This is a genomic window from Pseudomonas sp. C9-3 (genome assembly GCF_032392015.1).
GTDB lineage: Bacteria > Pseudomonadota > Gammaproteobacteria > Pseudomonadales > Pseudomonadaceae > Pseudomonas > Pseudomonas nitroreducens.
Genome location: NZ_CP135919.1, coordinates 5,909,511 through 5,923,425 on the forward strand (window position 1 = coordinate 5,909,511; position 13,915 = coordinate 5,923,425).

Sequence of the window (13,915 nt, forward strand, 5' to 3'; positions counted from 1 at the left end):
GATGGATCCTCAGGAAAGTAGGTGGTCGGCAACCGCTGCCAGATCGTCGAATACCAGCGTGCCTTCTGGCAACGTCTTGGCCAACGTACGCTCGCCCTTGCCGGTCTTTACCAACACGGGCAGACAATCGACGGCCAGCGCAGCGTCCAGGTCACCCCGGCTGTCACCGACGAACCAGACGCCCTTCAGATCTACGCCGTAGTGCTGGGCTATCTGCCGCAGCATACCGGGTTTCGGCTTGCGGCAGTCGCAGCCGTCGTCGGGACCATGGGGACAGTAGACCACCATCCCGAGTTCACCGCCCTGCTCCGCCACCAGTTCGCGCAGGCGCGCGTGCATGCTTTCCAGCGTGGCCAGGTCGTAATAGCCCCGGGCGATGCCGGACTGGTTGGTGGCTACGGCTACGGTCCAGCCGGCTTTGCTGAGGCGCGCGATGGCAGTGATGGCGCTGGGGATCGGGATCCACTCGGCGAGGGATTTGATGTAGTCGTCGGAGTCCTGGTTGATGACGCCGTCACGGTCGAGGATCAGTAGCTTCATGGGGGCTTCGGTAAGTCAGGCGCGTGGAGAAGTCGGAAACGAAAAAGCCGGGGGTCCGTTACGGCGAACCGTTTCGAACTCCCGGCTTCCTCAAGCAGGCATCAGCCCAGCAGCGAGATGTCGGCGACGCCGAGGAACAGCCCGCGAAGCTTGGCCAGCAGTGCGTAGCGGTTGGCCTTCACGGCGCTGTCGTCCGCGTTGACCAGTACTTCCTCGAAGAAGGCATCGACCGGAGCGCGCAGGGCCGCCAGTTGGGCCAGGGCTGCGCGATAATCGCGAGCCGCGGCCAACGGAGCTACTTCTGCCTCGGCGCTTGCCACGGCGCTGCCAAGGGCCTTCTCGGCGGTCTCGGCGAACAGGCTGGCGTTGACGGTGGCAGGCACCTCGCCTTCAGCCTTGGCCAGGATGTTCGACACGCGCTTGTTGGCAGCGGCCAGGGCAGCAGCTTCTGGCAACTGGCGGAACGCCTGAACGGCCTGCACACGCTGGTCGAAGTCCAGCGGAGCGGTCGGCTTGAGCGCGCGGACGGCCTGGTACACGGCAACCTCCACGCCTTCGTCCTCGTAGCGAGCTCGCAGGCGATCAAAGACGAAGTCCTGTACCTGCTCGGACAGACCCTCGGCTTTCACCTTGTCGCCGTACTGGGCCACGGCGACGCCGATGGCGTCGACCAGGTCCAGGTCCAGCTGCTTTTCGATGAGGATGCGCAGCACGCCCAGGGCGGCACGGCGCAGGGCGTACGGGTCCTTGCTGCCGGTGGGCAGCATGCCGATGCCGAAGATGCCGACCAGGGTGTCGAGCTTGTCGGCCACGGCGACTGCGGCACCGGTGAGGGTGCCCGGCAGTTCCGCGCCAGCGCCGCGCGGCATGTACTGCTCGTTCAGCGCCAGGGCGACGTCCTTGGCTTCGCCACCGGCAGTGGCGTAGTAGTAACCGGCGATGCCTTGCATCTCCGGGAACTCGCCGACCATCTCGGTGGCCAGGTCGCACTTGGAGAGGATGCCGGCGCGGGCGGCGTTGGTCGCGTCACCACCGATGCGCTCGGCGATGTAGGCGGCCAGCTTGGAGACGCGCTCGGCCTTCTCGTACACAGTGCCGAGCTGGGCCTGGAACACCACGTTCTTCAGGCGAGCGTTGAAGGCTTCCAGCGGCTGCTTCTGGTCCTGCTTGAAGAAGAACTCGGCATCGGTCAGGCGCGGGCGCACGACCTTCTCGTTGCCGGAAACGATGTTCTCCGGCGCCTTGCTCTCGACGTTGGCCACGGTGATGAAGCGCGGCAGCAGCTTGCCGTTGGCGTCCAGCAGGCAGAAGTACTTCTGGTTGTCCTGCATGGTGGTGATCAGGGCTTCCTGCGGCACGGCGAGGAAGCGCTCCTCGAAGGAGCACACCAGCGGCACCGGCCACTCGACCAGCGCGGTCACTTCATCCAGCAGGTCGGCCGGGACGATGGCGCTGCCCTTCTGCTCGGCGGCCAGTTCGGCGACGCGCTTGGAGATGATCTCGCGGCGCTCGGCGAAGTCGGCCAGCACGTGGGCACTGCGCAGGTCTTCCAGGTAGTTGGCCGGAGCGGTGATGCGCACGTTGGCCGGATTGTGGAAGCGATGGCCGCGGGATTCGCGGCCGGCTTTCTTGGTGAGGATCTCGCAGTCGACGACGTCATCGCCGAACAGCATCACCAGCCACTGGGTCGGACGCACGAACTCTTCGCGACGGGCAGCCCAGCGCATGCGCTTGGGAATCGGCAGCTCGTTCAGCGAGGTTTCGACGATGCCCGGCAGCAGGCCCACGGCGGGCTGGCCGGCGATGGTCTGGCTGAATTTCAGCTTCGGGCCGCTCTTATCGATCAGCTCCAGGTCCACGCCGCACTTCTTGGCGAAGCCCAGGGCGGCCTGGGTCGGGTTGCCGCTGGCGTCGAAGGCAGCCTGCACCGGCGGGCCGTCGAGGTTCACGGTACGGTCGGGCTGCTGCACGGCAAGCTGGTCGATCTGCACGGCCAGGCGGCGCGGCGCGGCGTAGCAGCGCGCGGCAGCGTAGGTCAGGCCGGCGGCCTTCAGGCCCTTCTCGATGCCGGCCAGGAAGGCTTCACCGAGGCTCTTCAGCGCCTTGGGTGGCAGCTCTTCGGTGCCCAGTTCGACGAGGAAATCCTTCGCGCTCATTATTCGGCCTCCTTCAGCTTGGCCAGTACTTCGTCACGCAATTCGGGTGTGGCCATCGGGAAGCCGAGGCGGGCGCGGGCCTGCAGGTAGCTCTGCGCCACGGCGCGGGCCAGGGTGCGCACGCGCAGGATGTAGCGCTGACGCTCGGTCACCGAGATGGCGCGGCGGGCGTCCAGCAGGTTGAAGGTGTGCGAGGCCTTGAGGACCATCTCGTAGGTCGGCAGCGGCAGTTGCAGCTCGATCAGGCGGTTGGCTTCGCTTTCGTAGAAGTCGAACAGCTCGAACAGTTTCTCGACGTTGGCGTGCTCGAAGTTGTAGGTCGACTGCTCTACTTCGTTCTGGTGGAACACGTCGCCATAGGTGACCTTGCCGAACGGGCCGTCGGCCCACACCAGGTCGTACACCGAGTCGACGCCCTGGATGTACATGGCCAGGCGTTCCAGGCCGTAGGTGATCTCACCGGTGACCGGGTAGCACTCGATGCCGCCGACTTGCTGGAAGTAGGTGAACTGGGTGACTTCCATGCCGTTCAGCCAGATTTCCCAGCCCAGGCCCCAGGCGCCGAGGGTCGGCGATTCCCAGTTGTCCTCGACGAAGCGGATGTCGTGCACCAGCGGGTCGATGCCGATGGCCTGCAGCGAGCCCAGATACAGCTCCTGGAAGTTTTCCGGGTTGGGCTTCAGGACCACCTGGAACTGGTAGTAGTGCTGCAGGCGGTTGGGGTTCTCGCCGTAGCGGCCGTCGGTGGGGCGGCGGCTGGGTTGCACGTACGCCGCGTTCCAGGTTTCCGGGCCCACGGCGCGGAGGAAGGTGGCGGTGTGGAAGGTGCCGGCGCCTACTTCCATGTCGTAGGGCTGCAGCACCACACAGCCCTGATCGGCCCAGTATTTTTGCAGGGCGAGGATCAGGTCTTGGAAGGTGGGCACGGCGGGCGTAGTCTGGCTCACGAATTTCACCTGTGCTGGATATGCGACTAAAACCCGGCAGTATACCCCAAGACGCTTGCAGCTTGGGCTTCTCAGCGATTTCCGGCCGCCCGGCGGGAGTTCACGAATCGAGCGGAAAATCCTTCAGGTAACTGTATTTTCATACAGTGAATTGTCTATAGTCGAACTTTCCCTGTCAGGACGACCGCCATGCCCCGCTGCTTCTGGTGTAACGACGACCCGCTGTACATCGCCTACCACGATGCCGAATGGGGCGTGCCCCAGCGCGATGCGCGGGCGTTGTTCGAGATGCTCATTCTCGAAGGCGCGCAGGCGGGGCTTTCGTGGATCACCGTGCTGAAGAAGCGCGAGCGCTACCGTGAGGTGCTGTTCGGCTTCGATCCCGAGCGCCTGGCGCGCATGAGCGATGAGGAGATCGAGGAGCGCATGCAGGACCCGGGCATCATCCGCAACTTCGCCAAGCTCAAGGCGGCGCGGCAGAACGCCCGGGCCTGGCTGGAGCTGGATGACCCGGTGACGTTCCTCTGGTCCTTCGTCGGCGGTAAGCCGAAGGTCAATCACTTCAGCGAACGTGGCCAGGTGCCGGCGGTGACGCCCGAGGCCGAGGCGATGAGCAAGGCGCTGCGCAAGGCCGGTTTCAATTTCGTTGGCCCGACCATCTGCTACGCCTTCATGCAGGCCACCGGCATGGTGATGGACCACACCACCGACTGCGACCGCTACGCCCAGCTGACCCGCGCCTAAGGCAGCGGGCTGGCCAGGGTGACCGCCAGCCATGGTCCCGTGGAGCGCCCGGAGAGCGCCGACCAGTACCAGGCCGAGGTATCGGAGAAGGACTGGCCGGCAGCGTCCTGGATGTAGTCGCAGACCTGCAACGTCACGCCGTCGCGCGTGACGACGAAGCAGCGCTGCAAACCTTCTGCTCCCACGCGCTTGCGCAGTTGCGTCTGCTCGATGTGGTAGCCGATGGCGCGGAAGCAGTCTTCCGCCGGGTGCAGCTTGCGCGTCGGCCGCAGCACCTGGCGCAGCACGATGCTGCGCTGGCCATCGGTGAAGCGGCCGAGCTGGCCGGGGAAGCCTTCAGCAAAGCGTTGCTCCACCGGAGAAAGAGCGAGTGGCCGCAACAGCCGACCTTCGAACTGCGCCGGCCATTCGTGAGGCGCGCTCACATTTGCGGAGCCGGAACCCGGCGCCCACAGCGGCCAGATGATTGCCAGCAGCAATGCGCCCAGGAAAGTTGCCTGGACGTTTGCCGGTGCCGTGGAGCAAGCTGAATCGCCCAGCGCAGGCGCGTCGAATGAACGCCGCCCGATCACCCGCAGGATCACTCCGCACACCACCGCGAACACCAGCAAGCCGACGCCTTCGTGCGCCCAGCCGGGAAATCCACTTGCCCTGCTTTCGCCCCACACCAGCAGCGTGTTGCGCAGGATATTGCCGCCCAACACCAGCACGCCCACCAACGGCAACCGGCGCAGCAACAGCCGGTCCGGCAGGCGCAGCCAGGCCGCCAGCGCGCAGGCGGTGAAGTAGCCGACCCAGGCCATCTGGATGCCCGAGCAGGGCGCATCGACCATGATCCACTGGCCATCGACCAACAGCGCGCTGCCCTGCCGCTCCACCGACCAAGGGCCGAGGCGCAACAGCCAGGTGCTGACCTCGGCGGTGATCACCCGCAGCGGATAACCGACGAAGAATTGCAGCGACGACAGCAGCGGCAGCGACAGGAAACCCAGGCCGAGCCAGGACAGCCAGGGTTGATCGGGCGAGCGCAGGCTGAGGATCACCAGCAACAGTGCCAGCACCGAGGCCAGCCCGCGCAACAGCGGCGGCAGCAGCGACTGGCTGAGCGTCGCCACCAGCAGCAAGCCCACTGCGAGCGCCAGCCACGTCAAGCGTGGCTGCGCCCGCAGGCCGGAGCGGTCGCGCCAGAGCAGCAGTCCCAGCGCTGCCAGGGCGATGATTCCCAGCGGATCATCCGAGCCATCGCCCAGCCGGCGTACGGCCCACAACCAACTGGGCCAGGCGGCGAGCGCGGCGAGTGCCAACCAGCTCCAGCCAGGCAGGCGGCGCGTCATGCCGCCTTCCTCCGCCACCACCATGCGCCAAGGCCGGCGAGCAGCAGCATGGCCCAGACGCCGGGTTCGGGCGTGCCCGGCACCGTGCTGCCGATAGCGCTGTTGTTCATGCCCTGGGGCAACGGCAGGGGTTGATCGACGGACTGGCTCGCCTGCGGATCGGGGTTGCGCACTTGCTGGTCGACGGCGATGAACGAGGTATAGGGCGTGAGTAGCTGATACTTCAGGCCGAGGTCGAGAATCTGCGAGCTGAATTCAAAGCCGCCATCGAGGGCTTCCTGGTCCATCAGGCTGGCCAGCCGTTTACGCGCCCAGAGATGGGCGAGCGCGTCGGCGTTTTCACCAAGACTGGTTGCACTGATCGGCAGGCGTGCCTGGAACGGGCCATCCGCCGCGTGGGCATCGATTCGCAGTTCGCCGCGGGGCTCGCCCTTCCATTTGCCGAACAGCACCAGTGGGCGATTGGCGAAGAGGTCGGGCAGTTGCTGCGGTTCGACGTCGTAGACCTCCAGCCCTTCGAAGCTCGCGCGAAGACCTTGCAGCAGCGGGCTGTCGATCATGCGGCGCAAGCGCTCGGCCTGCTCCCCGGCCGATGCCTTGTCGGTGACGATGAAGGGCTCGCCCTGCCCTGCCCGCGCCAGGCCTTCGATCAGGCTGCGGTTCACTGAGGTGCCGATGCCAAAGGCAAACAGGTTGGCCTTGCCCAGGTTCTCGCGGACCAGTTGGTACGCGCTGCTTTCGACGCTGACGAAACCGTCGGTAATCACCACGAAGCTGCGCGAACGCTCCGGGTCGGTGGGCATCGCCAGCGCTTCGCGCAGGGCCGGCATCAGTTCGGTGCCGCCGGCGCCCTGTTCGCCATCGAGCATGTCGGTGGCGCGGCGGATGTTGGCCGGCGTGGCCGCGAGGGAAGTGTCGGCGAGCTTGCGGTTGTCGCCGGAGAACAGCAGCAAGTTGAAGGTGTCGCTCGGGCGCAGGCGGCCGATCAGGTCGCGCAGCAGGGCCTTGGTGGTGTCCAGCGGGAAGCCGTTCATGGAGCCGGATACGTCGACGATGAACACATAGTCCCGCGGCACGATGAGCTTGGTATCCGGCGCGCGCGGTGGCGTGACCATGGCGAGGAAGAAGTTCTCCTGCACGCCGCGCGACAGTAGCAGGCCGCTTTGCACCTGATCGCCGCCCAGGCGGTAGTCGAGTATGAAGTCGCGGTTGTTGCCGGCAGCCTCGTCGGCGGCCAGGTGGAGGGTGGCGCGCTGACCGTCACGCTGAATGTCGATGTGGTGCGAGGGCGAAGCAATCTCGCCGATCTGCACCGGTGCGAGCAACTCTATCTGCAGGGCGAATTGCGTGGCGGAGGCCTGGCCCTGTTGCAGGTAGGGCGTCGAAATCCACGGCTGGTTGCCGCTGCCGGAAGTGCCTTTGCCGTTGTAGCGCGGGCCGACCACGGTGGGGAACACGAACTGATAGCGTCCGTCAGTGGGCACCAGCAGCTCGCTGTAGCGCAGCTCTACCTGCACCACGTCGCCGGGCAGGATGTTGGCGACCTGCATCTGGAACACGTTCTCGCGCTCCTGCTCCAGCAGCGCGACGGTCTTGCCCGCGCTCTTGGCCTGTTGGTACTCGGCCTGGGCCTTCTGCTTCTCGCGGATCTGCGCCTGGATCACCCGCTCGCCCAGGCGCACGGTCATCCCGTGGACGGCAGCGCGGGTCGAGGCGGGGAAGACGTAGCGCGCCTCCAGCGGCGTCGCGCCCTGGTTGCGATATTCCTGGGTCACCGTCACCTCGGCGATGTTGCCGAGCACGCGGGCATCCACGCGGGTCGCCTTGAGTGGCAGTGCATCGACGGATGCGTCGGCGCTCTCGACGAAGAAGTAAGGGCTGGCGTTGTTTTCATTCGAGGAGCTGTCGTCGTCGGAAAACGCCGTCAGGCTGGCGCCCATCGCCAGCAACAGGCAGCACAACTGTGCAAGTAAGGTTCGGGTACGCATCGCGGGCCTCCGGGCCTGTGGATCGGATGGCTGCAGGTTGCGCGCGCGGTGTGGGCGCGGCGTGTTCGCTCTGTGCTGATTGTGTGGATGCAAGGTGGAGGCGGCCGGCGATGCCCGAAATACCGGCGCGAGCGGCTACAATGGCCGCCATCTGCTTGAAGGAGTTTTCCGTGGAGAAATTCAAGGGCGCACTGGTGGTGGGCTTCCTGCGGTTGTTCGCCATGCTGCCGTGGCGCGCGGTGGGCGCATTGGGCGCGGGCATTGGCTGGCTGATGTGGAAGCTGCCCAACCGCTCCCGCGAGATCGTGCGGATCAACCTGTCGCACTGCTTCCCCGAGCTGTCCGAGGCCGAACTGGAAAAGCTCGTCGGCCGGAGCCTGATGGACATCGGCCGCACGCTCACCGAGAGCGCCTGCGCCTGGATGTGGTCGCCGCAGAAGTCGCTGCAGTACATCCGCGAAGTGGAAGGCATGGAAGTGCTGGAAGAAGCGCTGGCCTCCGGTGACGGCCTGGTCGGCATCACCAGCCACCTGGGCAACTGGGAAGTGCTCAACCACTTCTACTGCTCCTACGCCAAGCCGATCATCTTCTACCGCCCGCCCAAGCTGAAGGCGGTGGACGACCTGCTGAAAAAGCAGCGCGTGCAACTGGGCAACCGCGTCGCGCCCTCCACGCCCGAAGGCATCAAGAGTGTGATCAAGGAAGTGAAGAACGGCGGCTGCGTCGGTATTCCCTGCGATCCGGAACCGGACCTCGGCTCGGGCCTGTTCGTGCCTTACCTGGGCACCACGGCGCTGACCAGCAAGTTCGTGCCGTCGCTGCTCTCGCGCGGCAAGGCGCGCGGGGTGTTCTTCCACGCCGTGCGCCTGCCCGATGGCAGCGGCTACAAGGTGATCCTCGAAGCCGCGCCGGCGGACATGTACGACAAGGACATGGAGGTGTCCGTGGCTGCGCTCAGCCGCGAGCTGGCCAAGTACGTGCGTGCGTATCCGAGCCAGTACATGTGGACCATGAAGCGCTTCAAGAAGCGGCCCGAAGGCGAGGCGAAGTGGTACTGAGCGCGCCCCGCTCAATCGACCCGATAGGCGCGGCGCCCCTGGATTGTTGAAGCGCGGGACGTCAGGCTGAACGTCCCACGCTCCAGGAACCTCGCCCATGCTCGGCCTGCCGACCACCGCCACCGCGCCGTTCTGCCCCTCGGAAGTCAAAGGCAGCATCCAGGTCGCGGCCAGCGCGCCACTGTGGAAGCGCATCCTGCAGTTCGCCGGCCCCGGCCTGCTGGTCTCCATCGGCTACATGGACCCGGGCAACTGGGCCACCGCCATCGAAGCCGGCTCCGGCTTCGGCTACCAGTTGCTGTTCGTGGTGCTGCTGTCGAGCCTCGCCGGCATGGTCCTGCAATGCCTGGCCATGCGCCTGGGCATTGTCACCGGGCAAGACCTGGCGCAGCTCTCACGCAGTCGCTACAGCCTGGGCGGGGCGCGCCTGCAATGGCTGCTGGCTGAACTGTCGATCGTCGCCACGGACCTTGCCGAAGTGCTCGGCTGCGCCCTCGCCTTCCACCTGCTGCTGGGCGTCGACCTGGTCACCGGCGTCATCCTCACCGCCTTCGACACGCTCATCGTGCTCGGCCTCAAGGGCCAGCGCTTCCGCCACCTGGAAGCGATCATGCTCGGCCTGATCATCACCATCAGCGGTTGCTACCTGGTCGAGCTGCTCCTCATCAAGCCGCACTGGCCGGACGTTGCCGCCGGCTTCCTGCCCAGCTGGGACGCCATCAGCCAACGCGAACCGCTGTACCTGGCCATCGGCATCCTCGGCGCCACGGTGATGCCGCACAACCTCTACCTGCATTCCTCCATCGTGCAGACGCGCCAGGTCACCGGCAGCAACGGCAAGGCCGCGGCGATCCGCCTGACGCGCATCGACACGGTGGTCTCGCTGAGCCTCGCGTTGCTGATCAACGCCGCCATCCTGATCCTCGCCGCCGCGGCCTTCCACGAAACCGGCCACACCGGCGTCACCGAAATCCAGGACGCCTACCGCCTGCTCGAACCGCTGGTGGGCACCGGGCTGGCGGCGATTCTCTTCGGCGTTGCGCTGCTCGCTTCGGGGCAGAGTTCCACCTTCACCGGCACCATCGCCGGGCAGGTGATCATGGAAGGCTTCCTGCAGATGAAGATCCCCTGCTGGCAGCGCCGCCTGATCACCCGCGCGCTGGCACTGATCCCGGCCTTGATCGGCGTGCTGATGCTGGGCGACAAGGCGATCGGCAAGCTGCTGGTGCTCAGCCAGGTGGTGCTCAGCCTGCAACTGCCCTTCGCACTCTGGCCGCTGATCCGCTTCACCAGCGATCGCGCGCTGATGGGCGAGTTCGTCAACAGCCTGCTGACCCGCGTGCTGGCGTGGACCTTGTTCTGCGTCATCAGCGCCGCCAATCTCTGGCTGCTGCTGCAACTGCTGGCTTGACCTGACCCATGGGTTTGAGGCCCATTAATGCGCTGACATTCAGGACGGATGCCATCCATGGCCAACCAAAGGCAGTACCCGCGGACCCCGATGAAGTGCCGGATCAAGATCAGCCACCCCGACTTTGGCGACGTGTTCGGCCACACCCGTGATTTGTCGGACGGCGGCGTCTACGTTCGCCATGAAGTGCTCGCCGCATTGCCCGCGGGGACGCGGGTCACCGGCCAGGTGCAGGACATGCCCTTCGATGCACCGATTCTGGAGATGGAGGTGATGCGCACCGACGCCGAAGGCGCCGGCTTCCGCTTCGTCGCAGACGCCTGAAGGCTGCTTTTTGTAGGAACGAGGTCTAGGCGCCCCCCTCGGTCCAACAGGTAAGGCAAAGCCTCCGAATCCATCAGTTCGCCTCGTTCACCGCACTCAGGAACGCCCGCGTCCGCTCGTGCTTCGGGTTGCCGAAGAACTGCTGCGGGCTGCCTTGCTCGAGGATGCTGCCCTGGTGGAAGAAGCACACGCGGTCGGCGAACTCGCGGGCGAAGCCCATCTGGTGGGTAACCATGAGCATCGTCAGGTTGTGCTCGGCGCCCAGCTTGCGCACCACGTTGAGCACTTCGCCGCACAGCTCCGGGTCCAGCGCCGAGGTCACCTCGTCGAACAGCATCACCTTGGGCCGCATCGCCAGCGCGCGGGCGATGGCCACGCGCTGCTGCTGGCCGCCGGAAAGCTGCGAAGGATAGTGCTCGAGCTTGTTGCCCAGGCCGACCATCTCGAGCAGCTCCACCGCCCGCTCGCGCGCTTCGTCGCGGCGCATGCCGAGCACCTGCACCGGCGCTTCCATCACATTACGCAGCGCGCTCATGTGCGGGAACAGATTGAAGCTCTGGAACACCATGCCGATCTTGCTGCGCACCTTGCGCACGTGGCTTTCCGGCGCGCGCACCAGGGCGTCGTTGCGCTTGAGGTGGGTCAGCGGTTCGCCATCCACCTCGATCACGCCGCTGTCGATGGTCTCCAGGGTCATCAGCGCGCGCAGCAGGGTCGACTTGCCCGAGCCGCTGGGGCCGATGATGGCGACCTTCTCATTGGCGCCCACTTCCAGGTTGAGGTCCTTGAGCACGCTGAAGCTGCCGTAGCTCTTGCACACGTTGCGGAAGCTGACCATGGGCTGGGCTGCCTCGGCGCGCGCGGTCGGCGAATCCTCGGTGGCGACGCGGGAGGACATGGCTCCGGCAGTTTGCAGGGAGTGAACAGTCATCGGTTTTCCTCCGGAAGAGTCAGTCATGGCAGCGCCGTGCGTTTTTCCACCTGGCGCACGACGCTGGCCAGGCTGATGGAGATGAGCAGGAAGAACACCCCGACCAGGGTGATCGGCTCCAGGTAGCGGAAGCTGTCGGAGCCGATGTTCTTCGCCTGCTGCATGATTTCCACCACCGTGATCGCGGAGAGCACCGGGGTGTCCTTGAACATGGCGATCAGGTAGTTGCCCAGCGCCGGCAATACCGGGCGGATGGCCTGGGGCAGGATCACTTCGCGGTAGGCCTTGAAGGGCGAGAAATTCAGCGCGGTAACCGCCTCCCATTGCCCGCGCGGCACCGCTTCCAGGCCGGCGCGGTAGACCTCGGCGGTGTAGCAGGCGTAATGCAGGGCGATGCCCAGGGTGCCGGCCACCAGTGCGGTCATGCTCAGCCCGTAGAGCGGCAGCACGTAGAACAGGAAGTACACCTGGATCAGCAGCGGCGTGCTGCGGATGAATTCGATCAGCCAGGCCGCCGGCCACGACAGCCAGGCGTGGCGGCTGCGCCGGGCGATGGCGAAGAGCAGGCCGAACACCACCGCCAGGGCGAAGCCCACCAGGGTGATGGCGATGGTGCGCAGCGACGCGTGCAGCAGTTGCGGCAGGATCTGCCAGGCGAAGTCCCAGTCGAAGAGTTTCATCACAGGCCTCCGTGGATGCGGCCGTGCCCCAGCCAGCGCTCCAGGCGCCGCATGAGGAAGACGATGAGCTGGGCCATGACGAAGTACAGCACCAGGGTGAGGGCGAAGATCTTCATGGTCTCGAAGGTCGCCTGGTCCAGCTGGCGCGCGCGGAAGGTCAGGTCCGAGAGGGTGATCAGCGACACCAGCGAGGTGTTCTTCAGCAGCTCGATCAGCAGGTTGGTGCCCGGCGGAATCGCACAGAGCAGCGCCTGCGGCAGGATGATCCGGCGGAAGCGCGTGAACGGAGTCATGTTCAGCGCCAGCGCCGCCTCGTACTGCCCCTTGGGCACCGAGCCGATGGCGCCGCGCATGACTTCCGCGCCGTAGGCACCGATGTGCAGGCCCAGGCCGATGATCGCCACGCTGTAGGCGCTCATCTCCAGGTTGAACGGCGGCAGCGGCAGCACGAAGTACAGCCAGAACAGCTGCACCAGCAGCGAAGTGCCGCGGAACAGCTCGATGTAGCCGATCGCCAGCCAGCGTACCGCCGGCCACGGCGCGAGCCGGCCGAGCGCGGCAAGAATGGCGGCGGCCACCGCCAGCAGGGAACCGAAGACAGTCACCTGAACGGTGACCCAGGCGCCCTGCAGCAGCAGAGGAAGTAATTCACCCATGATGCGCATCCTGTAACGACAGGTTCGACTCAATGGCCGGCCGGGCGCGTCCTATGGCAGGCGCGCGCCCGCGACGGTCACTGTTTGCAGAGCTCGGCAGCGGTCTTGTCGGTGACGTTGGACTTGTCGAAGCCGAACGGTTTCACCGTCGCCAGGTGCTCGGCGCCGCCCAGCCAGCCCTTGAGCTGCTGGTTCACCGCGTCGCGCAGGTCCTTGTCCTCCGGGCGGAAGGCCAAGGCGCCGTAGCCGATGTGCGAAGGGTCGTCCTTGAAGTCGCTGATGGCTTCCACCGCGTCACCGCCCTTGGCAGCCAGGCCCTTCATGGTCAGTGCGGTACCGACGCTGGCATCGGCGCGGCCGGCGCGCACGGCCTGCAATTGTGCGGTGGTATCCGGCACCTGAACGATCTGCTCTTCCGCCACGCCTTCGGCGCGGGCGTAGCCCATCTCGGCGGTGCCGGACATGATCGCCAGCTTCACGTCCGGATTGTTCTTCACGTCGGCGTAGCTGTGCAGGTTCTTCGGGTTGCCCTTCTTCACCAGCAGGGTGTCGGGAATCTGGTAGTGGGGGTCGGTGAAGATCACCTGCTGGCAACGCGGCGGGGTGATGTACATGCCGGCGGCGATCACGTCGAAGCGGCCAGCGCGCAGGCCGGGGATCAGCGCGCCCCATTCGGTGAGCACCGGCTCGATCTTCTTCACGCCCATTTTCGTGAAGATCTGCGTGGCGATTTCCGGGGATTCCCCGGTGACCTTGCCGGACGTCTCGGTGTAGGCAAAGGGCGCTTCGTTGGCGTAGCCGATGCGCACGATGCCGGTGCTCTGGATGCGTTCCAGGGTGGTTTCGGCGTAGCTGCCGACGCTGGCCAGGGCGCCGGCGGCGAGGGTACAGGCGAGGCTCAGGCGGCGCAGGAAAACAGGGGCGGTACTCATCTTCGGATCTCCTGGACTTCTCTTGCCGAACGCTCATGGCGCGCGGCGATGGATGGCAGGTAGCAATGTCGTACGACTGTTGTTCTTGTAGGTCGGGCCCTGGGTGGGGCCTTCCGAAGTTCTCTCGGCGCTGTCGCAGACGTTGCCGAGAAGCTCGACGCCAGACTAAGGCCGGGCGCCTTGCGGCTCTTCCCGATCGACAGCTGCGCGGCGG

The 13,915-nt window shown here is 65.9% G+C and carries 13 protein-coding genes; 4 read left to right on the plus strand and 9 right to left on the minus strand.

The features are described 5' to 3' along the window. Window positions 1–9: 9 nt before the first annotated feature. From gmhB to glyQ, 3 genes are all read right to left on the minus strand, one after another. Window positions 10–540: a D-glycero-beta-D-manno-heptose 1,7-bisphosphate 7-phosphatase gene (gene gmhB, locus RS899_RS27040; RefSeq protein WP_054907581.1), complete on the minus strand. Its 531-nt coding sequence runs from the start codon at window positions 538–540 to the stop codon at window positions 10–12. Between the two features lie 101 nt (window positions 541–641). Continuing rightward, window positions 642–2,696, minus strand: coding sequence for a glycine--tRNA ligase subunit beta (glyS, locus tag RS899_RS27045; RefSeq protein WP_315808483.1), 2,055 nt, complete (start codon window positions 2,694–2,696; stop codon window positions 642–644). Further along, the gene (gene glyQ, locus RS899_RS27050) at window positions 2,696–3,643 is read right to left on the minus strand and encodes a glycine--tRNA ligase subunit alpha (protein WP_015474809.1); all 948 of its coding nucleotides are present in this window, start codon (window positions 3,641–3,643) and stop codon (window positions 2,696–2,698) included. The genes glyS and glyQ overlap by 1 nt, the downstream gene beginning before the upstream one ends. 189 nt (window positions 3,644–3,832) lie before the next feature. On the opposite strand from glyQ, the gene RS899_RS27055 reads away from it, so the two are divergent. Then, entirely contained in the window at window positions 3,833–4,387 is a 555-nt protein-coding gene (locus RS899_RS27055) for a DNA-3-methyladenine glycosylase I (RefSeq protein WP_054907579.1), read from the plus strand. Here RS899_RS27055 and xrtQ read toward each other — a convergent pair. Together xrtQ and RS899_RS27065 are read right to left on the minus strand one after the other, a co-directional pair. After that, entirely contained in the window at window positions 4,384–5,721 is a 1,338-nt protein-coding gene (gene xrtQ, locus RS899_RS27060; protein ID WP_315808484.1) for an exosortase Q, read from the minus strand. The two genes, RS899_RS27055 and xrtQ, sit on opposite strands and share 4 nt — an antisense overlap. Next, window positions 5,718–7,709: a VIT domain-containing protein gene (locus RS899_RS27065; RefSeq protein WP_315808485.1), complete on the minus strand. Its 1,992-nt coding sequence runs from the start codon at window positions 7,707–7,709 to the stop codon at window positions 5,718–5,720. Before RS899_RS27065 ends, xrtQ begins: the two co-directional genes overlap by 4 nt. 170 nt (window positions 7,710–7,879) lie before the next feature. Here RS899_RS27065 and RS899_RS27070 point away from each other — a divergent pair, with 170 nt between their 5' ends. The 3 genes from RS899_RS27070 to RS899_RS27080 all read left to right on the plus strand — a co-directional run bounded on the left by RS899_RS27070 (window position 7,880) and on the right by RS899_RS27080 (window position 10,502). Then, on the plus strand, window positions 7,880–8,767 hold the full coding sequence (locus RS899_RS27070; RefSeq protein WP_045214198.1) for a lysophospholipid acyltransferase: 888 nt from the start codon (window positions 7,880–7,882) through the stop codon (window positions 8,765–8,767). Between the two features lie 97 nt (window positions 8,768–8,864). Continuing rightward, a complete protein-coding gene (locus RS899_RS27075; protein WP_315808486.1) occupies window positions 8,865–10,178 on the plus strand; it encodes an Nramp family divalent metal transporter in 1,314 nt (437 codons plus the stop codon). A 57-nt stretch (window positions 10,179–10,235) separates the two neighbouring features. Next, the gene (locus RS899_RS27080; protein ID WP_024765017.1) at window positions 10,236–10,502 is read left to right on the plus strand and encodes a PilZ domain-containing protein; all 267 of its coding nucleotides are present in this window, start codon (window positions 10,236–10,238) and stop codon (window positions 10,500–10,502) included. A 73-nt stretch (window positions 10,503–10,575) separates the two neighbouring features. Here the strand turns inward: RS899_RS27080 and ehuA are convergent, their stop codons facing one another. The 4 genes from ehuA to ehuB all read right to left on the minus strand — a co-directional run bounded on the left by ehuA (window position 10,576) and on the right by ehuB (window position 13,701). Beyond that, window positions 10,576–11,400 (minus strand): ectoine/hydroxyectoine ABC transporter ATP-binding protein EhuA, encoded by an 825-nt coding sequence (gene ehuA, locus RS899_RS27085; RefSeq protein WP_054907636.1) that lies wholly within the window; start codon window positions 11,398–11,400, stop codon window positions 10,576–10,578. Between the two features lie 56 nt (window positions 11,401–11,456). Continuing rightward, entirely contained in the window at window positions 11,457–12,113 is a 657-nt protein-coding gene (gene ehuD, locus RS899_RS27090) for an ectoine/hydroxyectoine ABC transporter permease subunit EhuD (protein ID WP_024765019.1), read from the minus strand. Further along, the gene (gene ehuC / locus RS899_RS27095; protein ID WP_024765020.1) at window positions 12,113–12,769 is read right to left on the minus strand and encodes an ectoine/hydroxyectoine ABC transporter permease subunit EhuC; all 657 of its coding nucleotides are present in this window, start codon (window positions 12,767–12,769) and stop codon (window positions 12,113–12,115) included. The genes ehuD and ehuC overlap by 1 nt, the downstream gene beginning before the upstream one ends. A gap of 77 nt (window positions 12,770–12,846) precedes the next feature. Then, window positions 12,847–13,701, minus strand: coding sequence for an ectoine/hydroxyectoine ABC transporter substrate-binding protein EhuB (gene ehuB, locus RS899_RS27100; protein ID WP_315808487.1), 855 nt, complete (start codon window positions 13,699–13,701; stop codon window positions 12,847–12,849). Between the last annotated feature and the right edge of the window lie 214 nt (window positions 13,702–13,915).